Here is a 16,090-nt window from a genome sequence, read left to right on the forward strand (position 1 = left end):
TCCGTTTCACGGGGTCGGGGCGTGGCTGGCGTACAGCCGGGCATAGGCGCCGTCCAGGGCGACCAGCTGCTCGTGCGACCCGCGCTCGACGATCCGTCCCCCGTCGAGCAGCAGGATGAGGTCGGCATGCCGGATCGTGGACAGCCGGTGGGCGATCACGAAGCAGGTTCGTCCGGCGCGCAGCGACCGCATCGCCCGTTGCAGAAGCACCTCGCTGCGCGAGTCGACCGAGCTGGTCGCCTCGTCGAGGACGAGGATCGCGGGATCGGCGACGAACGCCCGCGCCACGGTGACCAGCTGCCGCTCCCCTGCGCTGATCCCGGCGGACTCGCCCAGCACCGTGTCGTAGCCCTCCGGCAACGCCCGGACGAACTGGTCCACCCGCGCCGCCCGCGCCGCCGCGACGACGTCGGCCCTGGTCGCGTCGGCCTGTCCGTAGGCGATGTTGTCCGCGATGGTCCCGGCGAACAGCCAGCTGTCCTGCAGCACGAGCCCGGTCGCCCGGCGCACCTCGGCCCTGGGCAGCGTCGCGATGTCGGTGTCGTCGAGCAGGATCCGCCCGCTCTCCGGCTCGTGGAAGCGCAGCAGCAGGTTCGCCAGGGTGGTCTTGCCGGCCCCGGTCGGCCCCACGACGGCGACCGTCTGTCCCGGTTCGACGGTGAACGAGACGTCGGTCAGCACCGGGACCCCCGGCGTGTAGGCGAAGGACACCCGGTCGAACACGACCCGCCCGCGCACCGGGGCCAGCCGCTCGGCCGCCGGCCGGTCGGGCTCCTCCTCCTCGGCGTCGAGCAGCTCGTAGACCCGCCGGGCGGAGGCGATCCCGGACTGCAGCTCGCCGACCACCGCGGCGAGCATGCCGGCGTTGTTGCCGAAGTGCCCCGCGTACTGGGCGAAGGCCTGGACGGCACCGATCGAGAGCGAGCCGCTCACCACCCGCAGCGCGCCGACGACCGCGATCAGGATGTAGGTGAGGTTGCCGACCAGCAGCATCGCCGGCTCCATCGCCCCGGAGCTGACCTGCCCGCGCAACCCGGAGTCGAACGTCCGCTCGTTGCACTCGTCGAAGGTCTCGACCACCTGCCGGCGCCGGCCGAGCACCGTGACCAGCTGATGGCCCGCGTAGGTCTCCTCGACGTGGCCGGCCAGCTCGCCGGTCGCCGCCCACTGGTCGGCGTAGCGCCGCTCCGCCCGGCGCGCGATCACCGCGCCGACCACTCCGGACAGCGGCAGGGTCGCCAGCACGACCACGGCGAGCAGCGGCGAGATCACGAACATCATGACCAGCACGCCGACGATCACGAACACCTTCGTGAACACCACGCCGACCGACTTCTGCAGCGCCTGCTGCACGTTGTCGACGTCGTTGGTGAGCCTGCTCTGCAGCTCGCCCCGGGGATAGCTGTCGAAGTACGCGACCGGGAGCCTGGTCAGCTTGGCGGCGATGGCCTCGCGCAGGTCGAACACGACCCGCCGCACGACGAGCGCCGCCATTCGTTCCTGGACCGTCGACAGCACGAAAGCCACCGCGTACAGGGCGAGCAGGACCGCCGCCAGCCTGCCGAGCGCGGCGAGGTCGACGCCCCGGCCCGGCACCAGGTCGACGGTGCCGAGGACCTCGGCGACGCCGTGGTTCCCGGCCGCGTGCTCCCGCTCGACCACCTCCTCGGCGGTGAGGCCGGGGGGATAGCCGGCACCGACCGCACCGGCGAAGATCACGTCGGTCGCCCGCCCGAGCACGGCCGGCGCCGCCACCGTGCCCGCGAGCACGCCGACCAGGCCGGTGAGCGCCACGGCGACCAGGTGCACGCGGTAGGGCGCCAGCTGGGCGAGCAGACGCCGACCCGCGCGCACCCGAACCGCCGGGCGGTCCTCGGTGGTCGGCGCGGTCACGGCGCCACCAGCCGCACCGGCTGCGAGCTGACGATCTCGCGGTAGGCCTCGTTTCCGGCCAGCAGCTCCTCGTGCCGCCCGGAGCCAACGACCCGGCCCTCGTCGAGCACCACGATCCGGTCGGCGTCCCGGACGGTGTCGACGCGTTGGGCGACGACCAGGACCGCGGCCGCGGCGGTCTCGACGGCCAGGGCGGCACGCAGGTCGGCCTCGGTGGTCGCGTCGAGTGCGGAGAAGCAGTCGTCGAACAGGTACACGGCGGGGCGGCGCAGCAGGGTCCTGGCGATCGTGAGCCGCTGGCGCTGCCCACCCGAGAGGGTCGCGCCGCCCTGGGCGACGGGTGCGTCGAGGCCGCCCTCGAGCCGGGCAACGAACTCGGCGGCCTGGGCGACCTCCAGCGCGTGCCACAGCTCGGCCTCGGTGGCGCGCGGCCGGCCGTGCCGCAGGTTGTCCGCGACGGTGCCGGAGAACAGCAGGGCCCGCTGCGGCACGAGCCCGACGGTCCTGGTCAGGTCGCCGGGGTCTAGGTCGCGCACGTCCGTGCCGTCGACGAGGACGCTGCCGGCGGTCGTGTCGGCCAGCCTGAGCACGAGGTTGAGCAGGGTGGTCTTGCCGCTGCCGGTGCTGCCGACGATCGCGACGGTCTCACCCGGGCCGGCGGACAGGTCGACCGCCGACAGCGCCGGCCGCGCGGCACCCGGGTAGCGGAACTCGACACCGCGCAGCTCGACCGCGACCCCCCGCCCGGCGCCCGGGGGCGGTGCCGCGGGTGCGGAGGGTGCGGTCACCTCGGGTTCGGTGTCGAGGACCTCCCGGATCCGGCGGGCGGAGACGGCCGCACGCGGGATGGTGATGAACACGAAGGTGGTCAGCATGATCGACCAGACGATGTAGACCAGGTACTCGACGAACGCGTTCACCGTGCCGATCCGCACCGCACCGGCGCCCACCCGCAGGCCGCCGAACCAGACGATCGCGACCGTGGCGAGGTTCGACACGAGCATGACCGCGGGGAACAGCGTCGCCATCAGCCGGCCGGTGCCGAGCGACAGCCGGAACAGCTCGGCGTCGGTCCGGCGGAACCGCGCCAGCTCGTAGTCGTCGCGGACGAACGCGCGCACGGTGCGGACACCGGAGATCTGCTCGCCGAGGATGCGGTTGAGCAGCTCCACCCTCGGCTGGATCCGCGCGTATAGCCGGCCCATGCGGATGAGCACCACCCAGGTCAGTACCGCCATGACCGGGATCAGCGCGACCGGGACCGCCGAGAGTGGCACGTCCTGGTTCACCGCGAGAACGACGCTGCCGAGGCAGGTCAGCGGGGCGGCGGCCAGCGTAGTGAACCCGGCGAGCACCAGCCGCTCGATCTGCTGGACGTCGTTGATCGTGCGCGTGACCAGCGAGGAGCCGCCGAAGCGGCCGACCTGGTGGTCGGACAGCTCCAGTACCCGGCGGAAGACCGCCGAGCGCAGGTCGCGGCTGAGCCCGAGCGCGGCCCTTGCCCCGTAGGAGACCGAGGCGATCCCGGCCACCACCGCGACCACGGCCACGAGCAGCATCAGCGCACCCAGCGAGGCGATCACGCCCGGGTCGCCGGAGACCACCCCGTCGTTGATCACGGCGGCGTTGGTCGTCGGCAGCAGCAGCAACGCCACGACCTCCACGACCTGCAGCACCGAGGCCACGGCGACGGTACGTCGGTACGGCCGCAGGTGGGCTCGCAGCAGGCCGGTCAGCACCGGGCCTCCCCGTCGACGTCCACGCCGCTCAGGCGGAGACCGGCTGGGCCGCACGCATGCCGGCGAGCTCGACGAGCTCGGCCACCACCTCCGCCGGCGAGGGCATGGTCTCGGCCTCCCCGGCGAGGGCGCGGGCGGCGGTGGTGAACGCCGGCTCGGTCAGCAGCCGCGACAGGGCACCGGTCAACGACTCGACGTCGGCCTCGTAGTTCGGCACGGTCAACCCGGCGCCGTACCGGTCGAACCGCCGGCTCAGCACGGCCGCGTTGACCGCGATCGGCAGGGACAGCTGCGGCGTTCCGCAGCTGAGCGACGTCATCGTGACGCCCCCACCTCCCGAGTGGACGACCGCGTCGCACTCGGGCAGCACGAGGTGCAGCGGCACCTCCACCATGGGCCGGACGGAGTCGGGCAGGGGGCCGACCGCCGCCACGTCCTGGCCGGTCGCCAGCAGCAGCACCTCGGCGCCCACCGCCTCGGCGGCGGCGATGATCTGTGGCAGCCTGTTGCTGGCCGGTCCGAACGAGACGGTGCTCGAGCGGCCCCAGACCACGCACAACCGGGGGCGCCCGGTGCGCTCTGGCAGGTCGGTCGGCACCGAACCCGGCCCGTTGTAGGGGATGTAGCGGATCGGCAGCCGGTCGAGGGCGAGCTTCGGCGCCACCGCCTCCGGGCAGGGGTCGATCACCGTCCTGGCGCGACCGAACATGCGCGCGCCCAGCTCGGGTCCGATGAGGCCGGTCATCGTGGACTCCGCGGTGGCCGAGGAGAACTGCTCGCTGCCGCCGTCGCCGCCGAGGGTGTCCAGCGCGTCGCTCGGGCCGGTCGGTCCCCACAGGTGCAGCACGTTCGGCACGTCCACCGCCTCGGCGGCGAGCGGCGCCTCGTAGCAGACCATGTCGTGGACGACGAGGTCCGGCCGCCACGCCCGCGCGTACCGCTGTGCCCCCTCGATGCTGCGGCCCAGCTGCGCCGTGGTCGCCTCCGCCGTCTCCGCCCACCGGGCCGCGGCGTCGAAGGTCGCGAAGTCGAGCGGCTCACCGTCGTCCGGCCGGGGTGGTGGCTCCGGGTACGGCCAGTCCCCGCTCGCGAAGTTCGCCACGTTGAACCACCGGGTGAACATCATCATGTCGACGCTGTCGAGCACCGGCACGGGAACGAGCCCTGCGCGGCTCACCGCGTCGACATCGGACGGGGAGCACAGCATCCGCACGTCGTGCCCGGCCGCCCGCAGCGCCCACGCCAGCGGGACCATCGGGAAGTAGTGGCCGGGCCACGACGACGCTCCGAACAGCACTCGCATGCTCGTTCCTCTCACTGGCGCTGGTTCAGGCGGTCCAGGACGAGGTCCGCGGCGGCATCCCGGCCACCGGCGGCCCGCTGGGACATCGCGACCCGTTCCGCGGCGGCGCGGAACGAGCCCTCGTCGGCGACTCGGGTGATCTTGTGCACGAGGTCGTCGGGGTCCATGACGTAGGGGTCGTCGACCGTGAGGCTCACCCCGAGGTCCTGGCCGCGTGCGGCCACGTCGTGACAGTCCGCCCAGAGTGGACGGATGACCATGGGCGTGCCGAAGTAGAGGCACTCGTGGAACCCGTTGCTGCCGCCGTGGGTGAGGAAGACCTTGACGCTGGGGTGGGCCAACACGTCGTGCTGCGAGGGCAGCCACGTCTCGATCCGCAGGTTGTCCGGCAGCTCGGCCTGCGGCGGTAGCAGCTCCTGCTGCGCCTTGGGCAGCTTCCACAGCACGTGGTGGCGCCCGCCGAGCCGCCGGGCGACCTCGACGATCCCGCGCAGGTCCGGCTCGGACAGGCGGGTGATCGTGCCGAGCCCGATGTAGACGACCGAGGGGTGCGCGTCGAGCCAGTCGGTTACCGCGGTGTCGTCCGGTGCCTCGGGCAGCGGAGGCAGCATGGCGCCCACCATCCGCATGTTCGGCAACGTCGAGAGTGGGTAGTCGACCTCGCGCACCGTGTAGTTCAGCACCAGTTCGGCGCGGTCGAGGGCGTTGGCCGCCCGCCGGGCGGGCCCCGGGATGTCCAGCTCGGCGCACAGCGCGACGTCGGCGCGGAGCCGGGACCGCATGGCGGGGCCGAGGAACATCCCGAGCGTGTTGAGCTTGAACACCTGGTTGTAAACCTGCTGGCGCAGCGTCATCCGCAGCGGCAGGCCGGAGTGCGGCACCGGGAACGGCCAGGGCAGGTGGGACTTCGTGAGCAGCGGCACGTGCCCGGTCATGACGTGGCTGACGAGGAACGGGTTGCTGAGCACGAACGGGATACCCCGGCTGATCGCGAGCGCGACGGCCAGGACGCTCACCCCGTCGATCACCATCAGCGCGGGGCGGTTCCGGTCGACGACGTCGCGCAGCTCCCGCAGCTTCGCTGCCTGCCCGGCGGGGTCGTAGACCAGCTGGAACCCGGAACGGCGGGACCGCAGCCGGGACCGGTGGGCGAAGTTCTCGTAGTCGCGCTGGTCCATCGTCGCCGAGGAGCGCTCCCGCTCCGGGGTGCCGAAGGCCACGAACCGCACCAGGCTCGCCGCGGAGAGCCGTTCGACGTCGGCCCGACGGCTCTCGTCGGTGGCGAACCACAGGTCGGGCACCCCGCGCCGGGCGAGCTCGCCCGCCAGGACCAGCAGGGGGTTGAGCAGACCGCTCTCGGCCGAGCTGACGAACAGGACCGGCCGCTGGTTGGTCTCCATGCCGAGCACCTCTCGCGGGGACGTGGACGTCGTCTTTGTCCCATGGCCGACGCCGAGAAATCCCCAGTCCGGTCTCCCTATGCTTGGCACGACGTGCCACCCGGACCGACCGTGCACCGTGGCACGCCGGAAGGGGCGACGTGGCCAAGCGCGCGATGATCACCGGCATCTCCGGCCAGGACGGCTCCTACCTCGCCGAGCACCTGCTCGGGCTCGGCTACGAGGTATGGGGACTGGTCCGCGACCCGGACCGGCCGGTCGGGGCGCGCATCGCACACCTCGCCGACGAGATCCCGTTGGTGCGCGGCGATCTGCTCGACGGGGAGAGCCTGGTCGCCGCCGTGGAGCGGGTGCGCCCGGACGAGCTCTACAACCTGGCCGCGATCTCCTTCGTGCCGACGCCGTGGCGCGACGTCGAGCTGATGAACGACGTCAACGGCGCGGGGGTGCTCCGGCTGCTCGAGGCCGTGCGGGTCGTCTGTGGTCTCGAGCCCGGCACCGCCCCGGCTCCCGGGGGAATCCGGTTCTACCAGGCGTCGTCCTCGGAGATGTTCGGCGCGGCGACGCAGACCCCACAGCACGAGGCGACGCCGTTCCATCCGCGCAGCCCCTACGGCGTGACCAAGGTTTACGGGCACCTGCTGACCCGCAACTACCGCGAGTCCCTCGGCCTGTACGGGGTCTCCGGCATCCTGTTCAACCACGAGTCGCCCCGCCGGGGCACCGAGTTCGTCACCCGCAAGATCACCCTCGCGGCCGCCGAGATCAAGCTCGGCCGCCGGGACAGGCTGCGCCTTGGCAGCCTGGACGCCCGCCGGGACTGGGGCTTCGCCGGCGACTACGTTCGGGCGATGCACCTCATGCTCCAGCAGGACCGCCCGGACGACTACGTCGTCGGGACCGGTCGGACGCACACCGTCGAGGACGTGGTGCGGATCGCGTTCGAGACCGTGGGGCTGCACTGGCACGACCACGTCGCCGTCGACCCCGGCCTGGTCCGTCCGACCGAGACCCTGCCGCTGTGCGCGGACCCGACCCGGGCCAGGACCGAGCTGGGCTGGCGACCGTCGGTGGAGTTCGCCGACCTGATCCGGATGATGGTCGAGGCAGACCTGCGCCGTCTTCGCTGAGCGCCCGTGGGACCGTCAGGTCGGGACGCGGCCCGGCTCGGCGGCGCCGGACGGCCGCGGGTCGCACAGCGCCCGCACGTCGTGACCGGCCGCGCCGAGCGCCCAGCCCAGCAGTACCAGCGGGGCGTGGTGACCCGGCCAGGACGACAGGGCCGACCGCACCCGCACGTACACGCGTCCCACCATCGCGACCACCCGGCCAGGATGACCCGGGCGCCCTGGAGGATTCCCTAGTCTTCATCACGTTGAATGCGACCATGCCCAAGCGTGCGTTGATCACTGGCATCACCGGCCAGGACGGCTCCTACCTCGCCGAGCACCTGCTCGGGCTCGGCTACCAGGTATGGGGGCTGATCCGCGGCCAGGCGAACCCGCGCAAGTCCCGGATCAGCCGCATGTGCGCCGACCTGTCCTTCGTGGACGGCGACATGATGGACGAGGGCAGCCTGGTGTCCGCTGTGGACAAGGTGCAGCCGGACGAGGTCTACAACCTGGCCGCGATCTCGTTCGTGCCGTTGTCGTGGAGCCAGGCCGAGTTGGTGACCGAGATCAACGGGATGGGCGTGCTGCGCATGCTCGAGGCGATCCGGATCGTCAGCGGACTGGACAAGTCGCGTACCGCCACCACCGGTCAGATCCGCTTCTACCAGGCGTCCTCCTCGGAGATGTTCGGGGCGGTCGAGGAGACCCCGCAGCACGAGACGACGCTGTTCCACCCGCGCAGCCCCTACGGTGTCGCGAAGGTCTACGGCCACTTCATCACGCGCAACTACCGCGAGTCGTTCGGCATGTACGGCGTCTCCGGCATCCTGTTCAACCACGAGTCGCCCCGGCGCGGCACCGAGTTCGTCACCCGCAAGATCACCCTCGCCGCCGCGAACATCAAGCTCGGCCGCCAGGACAAGCTGCACCTGGGCAACCTCGACGCCCAGCGGGACTGGGGCTACGCCGGGGACTACGTCAAGGCCATGCACCTGATGCTCCAGCAGGACGAACCGACCGACTACGTCGTCGGCACCGGACACATGCACTCGGTGCGTGACGCCGTCCGTATCGCCTTCGAGGCGGTCGACCTGGACTGGCGCGAGCACGTGGTCGTCGACCCCGAGCTGGTCCGGCCGGCCGAGGTGGAGACCCTGTGCGCGAACCCGGCCCGGGCGCACGCGGAGCTGGGCTGGCGGCCGTCGGTCGACTTCGTGGAGCTGATCAGGATGATGGTCGAGGCCGACCTGCGACAGGCGACCCGCGAGCAGGAGTACGACCACCTGGACCTGGCACTCGCCACCTCCTGGTAGGACCTCCCCCAGCCCGGCGAGGGCGGCCCGCGACATCGCGGGCCGCCCTCGCCGTTCCATTTCCGAAATCATTTCGGTAGGTATTTCGAAAGTCGATCTCCATCCGCTCAGCACAGCCCGCTGAGTGATCAGAACTAACGCTGCGTGTTGACCCCGTTCGCGTTCTCTGCTTAGAATATTTCCGGCAGTTTTCCGAAATTTTCGGTATTCCTGCCGTTTCTCCCCGGTGGACGACGATGTCCTCCCCTACCCGGAAGGAGAGCCCGATGGTCCTCAGCTCGAGCGGTCCTCGGCTCCGTTCGGCGGTCGTCATGCTGGCGGTGGCGGCGCTCGCACTCCTCTCGACGGTGACGGCGGTGCCGAGAACCGCGTCAGCGCAGGCGTTCCCGGGCGGTGCCGCGGCGGCCTCCCCGGTGGAGGACGAAGGCGCCGACTGCCCGGTGACCCTGCCCGGTTCCCTGACCGCCAACTCCCGGCTTCCCGACCCGTTCCGCAAGATCGACGGCTCCCGGATCTCCGCCAGGTCGGAGTGGCGCTGCCGACGCGCGGAGATCAAGAAGCTCTCGGAGAGGTACGTCTACGGCGAGAAGCCGGCAAAGCCCAGCAGCGTCACCGGATCCGTCTCGAGCAGCAACATCACCGTGAACGTGTCGCACAACGGCAGGAGCTCGAGCTTCTCCGCGAGCGTGCAGCTGCCCAACGGCTCCGGCCCCTTCCCGGCTGTCATCGTCCTGGGCGGGTTCGGCGCGGACACGGCGACGATCAGGGCCACCGGCGCCGCGGTCATCAACTACGACCCGTTGGCCGTCGGGCGGGAGGGAACGCCGAGGAACAACAAGCAGGGCGCCTTCTACACCATCTACGGGTCCACCAGCAGCACTGGCCTGCTGGCGGCGTGGGCCTGGGGCGCGAGCCGGATCATCGACGTGATCGAGCAGTCCGGCGGCACGGTCCTCAAGGCGGACGCCGTGGGCGTGACGGGCTGCTCCCGGTACGGCAAGGGCGCGTTCGCGGCCGGGGCGTTCGACCAGCGGATCGCGCTGACCATGCCGATCGAGTCCGGCGCGGGCGGTGTCCCGATCTTCCGTGGGCTCGCGAGCGAGTCCGGCGCGCAGCCCCCGAGCAGCGCCTACGGCGAGCAGCCGTGGCTGGGTGACGCGTTCAGCGCGTTCACCGGCAGTCCCAACACGCTGCCGGTCGACCAGCACGAGACGGTCGCGATGATCGCGCCGCGCGGGCTGTTCATCATGGACAACCCGCACGTCGACTGGCTCGGTGCCCGGTCGGGAGCCGTGTCGGCGCTGGGCGGCGCGGAGGTCTACAAGGCACTAGGCGCCGGAGACAACATCACCTACTGGTCCGACGTCCAGGACGGCAACCACTGCGCGAGCAGGTCTGAGTGGCGGACCCCGTTGCAGCAGAACATCCAGGAGTTCCTGCTCAGGAACGGCAACGCCACCGGCGTGTTCCGGATCTCGGGCAGGAAGCCCGGGAACCTGTCCGAGTGGCGCGACTGGCAGACCCCCACGCTCTCCTGACAGGGGTGCCACGGGCCCGGCACACGGAAGGAGGTCCGCGTGCCGGGCCCGCTGGGGTCGGAGCGAGGAGGGATCAGCCGGGGAAGATGACGTCGCTACAGGAGTAGAAGGACTGGTCGAGATGGCTGGCCTGCCAGATCATGAAGACGACGTGGCGACCGGTGCGACCGGGAGCATTGACGTCGATCGAGACCGTGACACCGTTCAGTGAGGGGCTGCTCTCCGGTGTTCCCGCCCCCGGCGCGATCCGTCCGGTGTCGGCGACGAGCTCGAGGTTGCCCCAGCCGAGCCGTTGGGTCAGCGGGTTGAACCCCTGGCGGGTGACGTAGATCCGGTAGTAGTCGGCCCCGTGCCGCGCCTGGTCGTGGGTGCGGAAGGTGAAGCGGTTGCTCACCTGCTGGGCGGTCCACGCCCCGGGGTTGTCCAGCGCCGCGTAGCGGTTGCCACCGGTTCGCCCGCCGCTGCAGAGCTGCCCGTCCGGGATGACGCCCTGGTGGTTGCCGGCGACACCCTCGCGGTACAGGCCGTTCCAGTTCCACATCGCGGTGGTGTCGGCCTGCCAGGCCTGCCAGCACATCGGGTCCTGAGTGGCCATGTTCGGGTTCTGGAAGTCGTTGCCCCACCGCTGCCAGCAGCCGTAGTGCCGGGACGCCGGGCCGATCGCCGACCCGTGCCCGACCGCGACACCGGCCGGCAGCAACGGAAGGATGAGCACTGTCGCGGCCGCGACAAGGCATACTCGAATAACTGTACGCAGGGATTTCATCTAATGCCTCCACGTCTCTGTGGAAACCGCACCCACGTACAGTGATAGTCTAATATCATACTGCATGCAATGGTTTGAGCGATGATCGTCGAAGCGCTTCGAATTATGGGTAAATGATCCGCACGGAGGCCCTCCGCGGCAGAGCTAGCCGTTCAGCCACCCGTCGAAGAGACCGAGCCGGAGGGCCGCATCTCCGGCCACCAGGAAGCCGACGATCGCGAGGATCCAGCCCGTCGCGCCGCTGGCGTGTTTCTCGAACCAGTTGACGAGCTTGGTGAACGTCCGCGTCACTCGTTCGGACAGCGCGACCCGCGCCGCCAGCAACAGCGTCGCGGGGAGGATCATCACCGCGCAGTAGGCGGCGAGCACCGCCACGGTGGCCGCCGTGTCGAACCCGGAGCCGGCGATGAGCGCGATGGCACCCAGGTACGGAAACATCGTCGCCACCTCGAGCAGGCCCGCGGTGAGCGCGAGAGCGATGAGGGCGCCGGGTGACTCCGTCGATCGCCGCGCTCTCACGGCCCAGTTGCTCGTCGGTGGCTTCCCCGCGGCGGCACGGCGTTTCGGGGCGAAACGGAAGCTCACCAGGAACACGCCGACGCCGAGGGCCAGTTGTACCCAGTACGCGGGTCGACTGTCCAGCGCCTCCCCGAACCGCTCGAACAGCGCCCCGGCGCCGAGCATGAGGAGCACGCCGATCGCCAGGTAGAAGACCGCGATCGTGGCCAGGTAGCTGAGGATCCGCCAGGCCCGTGGCCGGCCGGGAACCAGCATCAGCACGATCGGCACGAACAGCGTGCCGATGCTGGTGCTGTCCAGCAGCGCCAACCCGACCAACGATCCGGCGAGCACGGCACTCATGTCTGCCCCCCGAATGCCTGGTCCACCGCACGCCGCAGGCACGCCCTGGCGAGTTCCGGGGTGACCAGCTCGGGACTCGCCACCATGTCGAGAATCAGCCCGTCCAGGACGGAGGTCAGCATCACGGCTTCCACAGTGGACATCCCGGCCGAGACGAGCGCCCGATGCATCCGGAGCATGGCCGAGACGTGCGGTTTCCGCGCCGTCGGGCTGGGCAGGGTGTCGGCGAGGAACGCGACCCATACCACCGCCTCCGTGAACCGCTCCTCGTCCAGCGGAAGCAGCGCCTCGAGCATCAGATAGGTGGTCTCGGTCGTGTCGTCGACCGGTCGGACCGCCAGCAGGCGCTCGTAGGTGCGGTCGAGCAGGTGGTTGAAGGCGAAATTGAGCAACTCCGCCTTCGTCGTGAAGTACCGCTGGATCAGCCCGACGGAGACGCCCGCCTCCTCGGCGACGGCCGAGAGGCTCGCCTCCGCCAGACCGCCGCGCACGATCACGCGTAGCAGGGCGTCCGCCACCTGTCGGCGCCGTGCGTCATGGTCGGCGGTGCGCGGCACCCAATAAAAGTATGCTCGTATTTCCTACCCGTCAAGGTTCGCCCGAGGGCAGCTACGGGGTGCGCCAACCGTGGTCGGAGAGCAGCGAGCCCGCCTGGGGACCCATCAGCAGCATCCCGCCGTCCACGACGTAGGACGCGCCCGTGACGTAGGCGGCGGCGGGGGTGGCGAGGAAGGCCACGACGGCGGCGACCTCGGCGGCGTGGCCGGTCCGGCCCAGCGGCAGGCCGGGCCGCTGCTGCTCGCGTGGGTCGGCGTCCTCCTGGCCGGTCATCGGGGTGGAGATCTCGCCCGGCGCCACCGAGTTGACGGTGATGCCGTGCTCGGCCAGCTCCATGGCCAGCACCTTGGTCAGCATGCCCGCCCCCGCCTTGGCCGCGCAGTACGGCGCGGCACCCACCCGCGGGGCGTGTTCGTGCACGCTCGTGATCGTGATGATGCGGCCGCCGGTCCCGGCCTCGATCATGCGGCGAGCCGCGCGCTGGCTGCACAGGAACACCCCGTCGAGGTCGACCGAGAGCACGTGGCGCCAGCGGTCGAAGTCCATCTCGAGTGCGGGTTCGGCGGTGCCGGTGCCGGCGCAGTTCACCAGCACGTCCAGGCCGCCCAACTCGTCGGCGAGCTCGTCCACCGCGTCGACCGAGGTGGGCAGGTCGCCGAGGTCGAGGTGGCGGACAGCGGTACGCACGCCCAGGTCGGCGGCCTCGGCGGCGGTGTCCCGGGCACCCTGCTCGTCGGCGTGGTAGGTGACGCCGACATCGAGCCCATCGCCGGCCAGGGCGACGGCGATCGCTCTCCCGATCCCGGAGTCGGAGCCGGTGACGACAGCGTGGCGGGGGCGCCGGGCGTCCTCCGAGAGGGGCGCGGGCAGGTGCGAGGTCGACATCATCCGGCGGTACCCGCCCCCGGCCCGGTTACACCTGTGCGCCACGGCCCGCTCACGATCGGCTGCGCGCCTCGGCCACTGGTGGTCGTGGTCGCCCTGCCCCGCGTGCGGGCGCGGCGGCCTCCGGGCGGCGGTGGGCCACCCGGAGGCCGCGCGCTGCGGTCAGCCGGCGACGCCGGGGGTTCGCTGGGTGGCGGCCATCGAGCCGCCGGCCTCGTCCGAGGCCTGGCCCCGGCCCTCGGCCTCGGTGAGGACCTCGGCGTCGGTGGGGTTGCCTCCGCTGCCGCCGGGGGCGTTGCCCTCGGTCACGTCCGGCTCCTCCTCGGCGAGCCGGTCCTCCAGCGGCCTGGCGTGGGCCTGCTCGTAGGGCGTCATCCCGTACTTGTCCGCCCCGCTCCACCGCTCGGGCGGGTCCATCCCGGCCTCCAGCGGGTCGACCCGGAGGCGGTCCTCGTCCAGGTCCTCCGCGCTGTTCAGCGCCGCCGGATCGCTCTCGACGGCGTCGGGCGTACCGGTGTCCTGCGGCGCCGCGTACGACTGGAAATCATCTGTGGACATCCCCGCGTGTACCCCCCGGACGCGGCGGTGAACCACCCGCCCGGTGGGGAACCCGCCGCCCGGGCCGGCGGAGTGGTCCGGCCGCGGCGGGGTATCCGGGACACCGGCCTCGAGCGGAAGGAGCCTCGGTGACCGAGGTGCGGTGGGACGGTGGGGTGCGCAGCCTGACGGCTGGACAGGAGCGGGAGACCTGTCCGCTCGTCGTGCTGCTGCCCGGCCTCGGCGCGATGGGCTACCTCGTGGACACGCTCGCCGCCTGCGGGCGGTGGACGTCCTCGTTCCTGCTCGACGTGCCCGGCTTCGGGCGCCGGCCGCCGCGGCCCTGCCCGCCGGAGGTCCCCGCCATCGCCGCCACCGTGGCGGGCTGGCTCGACCTCGTCGCCGGCGACCGTCCCGTCGTGCTGGTCGGGCACTCCACGGCGGCCCAGGCCGCGCTGCACGTCGCCGTCGACCGGCCCGGGCGGGTGCGGGCACTGGTGTTGATGGGCCCGACCTTCCCACCCGAACAGCGGCGGTTCCCTCCGCTGGCCCGCGCCTGCCTGCGGGACCTGCCTCGGGAGAACATCGGCCTGGTGCCGGCGGTCCTGCCGTACTACCTGCGCGGCGGCGTCGACCTGGCGCGGATGGTGCGCTCGGCCCAGCGAGACCGCCCCGAGGACGTGATCCCCGCGGTGCGCTGCCCGACGCTGCTCGTGCGCGGCGTGCACGACACGTTCGCCCACCAGGAATGGCTCGACCGGCTCACCGCCGCCGCACGGGACGGCTGGTCGGTCACCGCACCGGGCGCGCACACCTTCCCGTTCCGCCGCGGAGAGTTGACCGGCGAGCTCATCGCCCGCGCCGCCCACCGGGCGGGCCTGACCGTCCACCCCGACCGCTCGTGGTGATCAGCGGGTGATCCGCCGGACGGCCCCGCTGGACAGCCCGGCGGCCGCGCAGGCCAGCAGCACGGCCGCGCAGCCGTACACCGCGACCTCGGGCCGGAAGGCCTGGGCGACCGAGCCGATGACGTTGTTGGTGACCAGCAGCGTCACGCTCTGCACCAGTGCCAGCAGCGCCTGCACCCGAGCCAGGTACTCCGGCGGCGCCGCCTTGAGCAGCACCGGGGTGAGGTGCGTGACGAACAGTCCCCCGGCCAGCCCCGTCAGCAGCGCGCCGCCGACCGCGACGGGCAGCGCGCCGGCGAGGCCGACGACCATCTGCCCGACGCCGACCGCGGCGAGACCGCCGACCGCGATCACGCCCGCCCGCGAGCCGGCGCCGCGGCGGCTGACCACGAGCGTCGTGGCGACGGTGCCGGCGGCCTGCACACCCACGAGCAGGCCGGCGCCGGACGCGCCCCACCCGTGCTCCTGGGCCATGAGCGGGATCAGGATCGAGCTGAACGGCAGGATGGCCCCGGCCGCGCCGGCGACGAGCAGCAGCGCGGGGCCCAGCCCTTCGGTGGTGAAGGCGACGCGAATGCCGTCGCCCGCCTCCCGCAGGAGGTTCTTGCGCCGCGCGGGCGGCGGCGGGGCGAAACGCGGGCGCACCCGCAGCAGCACCACCAGGACGATCGCGAACGTCACCGCGTCCAGCCACGCCGCGGCCGGCACCCCCGCGAACGCGACGAGCACACCGCCGAGGGGCGCACCGACCACGCCGACGAGCTGGCTGCCGCTGTGCCGCAGGGCCACCGCCCGCGCCACCGCGTCGTCCTCGACGAGCTGCCGGGGCATCGACCCCGAGGACGGTAGGTAGAACGCGTCGTTGGTGCCCACGACCAGCGCGGCGACCACCAGCAGGGGCACCGGGGCCCCGACCCACGTCGTCGTCACGGCGAGCACCAACGCGACGCCGATCATCACCGCGTCACCGATGATCATCACGCGGCGCGGGCCGACACGGTCCCCCACCGCGCCGCCGAGCAACAGCAGGAGGGTGCGGGGCAGCGCGACCGCGGAGAGCACGAGCCCCGCGGCTAGGGCGCGTCCTCAAAGTCCCGGTCGATGGGCTTCGTGATCCAGGTCGTCGCTGGCAAGGCGGAGGGCAGGCCTCGTACCGGGTCGTACTTGGCCTGTCCCGACAACGCGGCCAGCGGCGGGCTGGGCGCGAAGACCGCGATCGAGGGCTGTGCGGACGTGCCCTAGGCCGCCGTGCGCCGAGGCCGCCCAGCCGAGCGCGA

The 16,090-nt window shown here is 72.0% G+C and carries 16 protein-coding genes; 5 read left to right on the forward strand and 11 right to left on the reverse strand.

Annotated elements, in window-relative coordinates; translation table 11 throughout:
- Nucleotides 1-6: 6 nt before the first annotated feature.
- Genes BU204_RS12390 through BU204_RS12405 form a run of 4 tightly spaced genes read right to left on the reverse strand, consistent with a single transcriptional unit; the run spans nucleotide 7 to nucleotide 6,335 of the window.
- Complete coding sequence (locus tag BU204_RS12390) at nucleotides 7-1,893, reverse strand: ABC transporter ATP-binding protein (RefSeq protein ID WP_075125787.1); 1,887 nt, start codon at nucleotides 1,891-1,893, stop codon at nucleotides 7-9.
- Nucleotides 1,890-3,632, reverse strand: coding sequence for an ABC transporter ATP-binding protein (locus BU204_RS12395; RefSeq protein ID WP_075125788.1), 1,743 nt, complete (start codon nucleotides 3,630-3,632; stop codon nucleotides 1,890-1,892). Before BU204_RS12395 ends, BU204_RS12390 begins: the two co-directional genes overlap by 4 nt.
- A gap of 28 nt (nucleotides 3,633-3,660) precedes the next feature.
- Entirely contained in the window at nucleotides 3,661-4,935 is a 1,275-nt protein-coding gene (locus tag BU204_RS12400) for a nucleotide disphospho-sugar-binding domain-containing protein (protein ID WP_075125789.1), read from the reverse strand.
- A gap of 11 nt (nucleotides 4,936-4,946) precedes the next feature.
- Nucleotides 4,947-6,335, reverse strand: a complete 1,389-nt coding sequence (locus tag BU204_RS12405) for a glycosyltransferase (RefSeq protein WP_075125790.1) — start codon at nucleotides 6,333-6,335, stop codon at nucleotides 4,947-4,949.
- A gap of 140 nt (nucleotides 6,336-6,475) precedes the next feature.
- Between BU204_RS12405 and BU204_RS12410 the strand changes: the two genes are divergently transcribed.
- Nucleotides 6,476-7,465 carry a GDP-mannose 4,6-dehydratase gene (locus BU204_RS12410; RefSeq protein ID WP_075125791.1) on the forward strand — a complete coding sequence of 330 codons (990 nt, stop codon included), beginning with the start codon at nucleotides 6,476-6,478 and terminating at the stop codon, nucleotides 7,463-7,465.
- A gap of 15 nt (nucleotides 7,466-7,480) precedes the next feature.
- Here the strand turns inward: BU204_RS12410 and BU204_RS40035 are convergent, their stop codons facing one another.
- Nucleotides 7,481-7,651, reverse strand: coding sequence for a hypothetical protein (locus tag BU204_RS40035; protein WP_158073452.1), 171 nt, complete (start codon nucleotides 7,649-7,651; stop codon nucleotides 7,481-7,483).
- Between the two features lie 71 nt (nucleotides 7,652-7,722).
- On the opposite strand from BU204_RS40035, the gene BU204_RS12420 reads away from it, so the two are divergent.
- Nucleotides 7,723-8,760 carry a GDP-mannose 4,6-dehydratase gene (locus tag BU204_RS12420; protein ID WP_075125793.1) on the forward strand — a complete coding sequence of 346 codons (1,038 nt, stop codon included), beginning with the start codon at nucleotides 7,723-7,725 and terminating at the stop codon, nucleotides 8,758-8,760.
- 266 nt (nucleotides 8,761-9,026) lie between these two features.
- Nucleotides 9,027-10,298: a glucuronyl esterase domain-containing protein gene (locus tag BU204_RS12425; RefSeq protein WP_143229475.1), complete on the forward strand. Its 1,272-nt coding sequence runs from the start codon at nucleotides 9,027-9,029 to the stop codon at nucleotides 10,296-10,298.
- A 73-nt stretch (nucleotides 10,299-10,371) separates the two neighbouring features.
- Here the strand turns inward: BU204_RS12425 and BU204_RS12430 are convergent, their stop codons facing one another.
- From BU204_RS12430 to BU204_RS12450, 5 genes are all read right to left on the reverse strand, one after another.
- Nucleotides 10,372-11,064: a lytic polysaccharide monooxygenase auxiliary activity family 9 protein gene (locus tag BU204_RS12430; protein WP_075125794.1), complete on the reverse strand. Its 693-nt coding sequence runs from the start codon at nucleotides 11,062-11,064 to the stop codon at nucleotides 10,372-10,374.
- 144 nt (nucleotides 11,065-11,208) lie between these two features.
- Nucleotides 11,209-11,925 (reverse strand): GAP family protein, encoded by a 717-nt coding sequence (locus tag BU204_RS12435; protein ID WP_075125795.1) that lies wholly within the window; start codon nucleotides 11,923-11,925, stop codon nucleotides 11,209-11,211.
- A complete protein-coding gene (locus tag BU204_RS12440; protein WP_075125796.1) occupies nucleotides 11,922-12,482 on the reverse strand; it encodes a TetR/AcrR family transcriptional regulator in 561 nt (186 codons plus the stop codon). The genes BU204_RS12435 and BU204_RS12440 overlap by 4 nt, the downstream gene beginning before the upstream one ends.
- Before the next feature lie 52 nt (nucleotides 12,483-12,534).
- On the reverse strand, nucleotides 12,535-13,368 hold the full coding sequence (locus tag BU204_RS12445; RefSeq protein WP_143229480.1) for an SDR family oxidoreductase: 834 nt from the start codon (nucleotides 13,366-13,368) through the stop codon (nucleotides 12,535-12,537).
- 162 nt (nucleotides 13,369-13,530) lie between these two features.
- A complete protein-coding gene (locus BU204_RS12450; protein ID WP_075125798.1) occupies nucleotides 13,531-13,926 on the reverse strand; it encodes a hypothetical protein in 396 nt (131 codons plus the stop codon).
- Between the two features lie 128 nt (nucleotides 13,927-14,054).
- Between BU204_RS12450 and BU204_RS12455 the strand changes: the two genes are divergently transcribed.
- Complete coding sequence (locus tag BU204_RS12455; protein WP_075125799.1) at nucleotides 14,055-14,813, forward strand: alpha/beta fold hydrolase; 759 nt, start codon at nucleotides 14,055-14,057, stop codon at nucleotides 14,811-14,813.
- Here the strand turns inward: BU204_RS12455 and BU204_RS12460 are convergent, their stop codons facing one another.
- The gene (locus BU204_RS12460) at nucleotides 14,814-15,875 is read right to left on the reverse strand and encodes an MFS transporter (RefSeq protein ID WP_075125800.1); all 1,062 of its coding nucleotides are present in this window, start codon (nucleotides 15,873-15,875) and stop codon (nucleotides 14,814-14,816) included.
- 39 nt (nucleotides 15,876-15,914) lie between these two features.
- Between BU204_RS12460 and BU204_RS40040 the strand changes: the two genes are divergently transcribed.
- Nucleotides 15,915-16,055: a hypothetical protein gene (locus tag BU204_RS40040; protein ID WP_158073453.1), complete on the forward strand. Its 141-nt coding sequence runs from the start codon at nucleotides 15,915-15,917 to the stop codon at nucleotides 16,053-16,055.
- Nucleotides 16,056-16,090: the final 35 nt, after the last annotated feature.

This window comes from Actinophytocola xanthii, from assembly GCF_001921205.1.
GTDB classification, from domain to species: domain Bacteria; phylum Actinomycetota; class Actinomycetes; order Mycobacteriales; family Pseudonocardiaceae; genus Actinophytocola; species Actinophytocola xanthii.

Excerpts from the sequence above, each read along its gene's own strand:
- BU204_RS12400 (WP_075125789.1), bottom strand. The coding sequence starts at position 4,935 with ATGCGAGTGCTGTTCGGAGCGTCGTCGTGGCCCGGCCACTACTTCCCG.
- BU204_RS12405 (WP_075125790.1), bottom strand. The coding sequence starts at position 6,335 with ATGGAGACCAACCAGCGGCCGGTCCTGTTCGTCAGCTCGGCCGAGAGC.
- BU204_RS40035 (WP_158073452.1), bottom strand. The coding sequence starts at position 7,651 with ATGGTGGGACGCGTGTACGTGCGGGTGCGGTCGGCCCTGTCGTCCTGG.
- BU204_RS12420 (WP_075125793.1), top strand. The coding sequence starts at position 7,723 with ATGCCCAAGCGTGCGTTGATCACTGGCATCACCGGCCAGGACGGCTCC.
- BU204_RS12425 (WP_143229475.1), top strand. The coding sequence starts at position 9,027 with ATGGTCCTCAGCTCGAGCGGTCCTCGGCTCCGTTCGGCGGTCGTCATG.
- BU204_RS12430 (WP_075125794.1), bottom strand. The coding sequence starts at position 11,064 with ATGAAATCCCTGCGTACAGTTATTCGAGTATGCCTTGTCGCGGCCGCG.
- BU204_RS12435 (WP_075125795.1), bottom strand. The coding sequence starts at position 11,925 with ATGAGTGCCGTGCTCGCCGGATCGTTGGTCGGGTTGGCGCTGCTGGAC.
- BU204_RS12445 (WP_143229480.1), bottom strand. The coding sequence starts at position 13,368 with ATGTCGACCTCGCACCTGCCCGCGCCCCTCTCGGAGGACGCCCGGCGC.
- BU204_RS12450 (WP_075125798.1), bottom strand. The coding sequence starts at position 13,926 with ATGTCCACAGATGATTTCCAGTCGTACGCGGCGCCGCAGGACACCGGT.
- BU204_RS40040 (WP_158073453.1), top strand. The coding sequence starts at position 15,915 with ATGGGCTTCGTGATCCAGGTCGTCGCTGGCAAGGCGGAGGGCAGGCCT.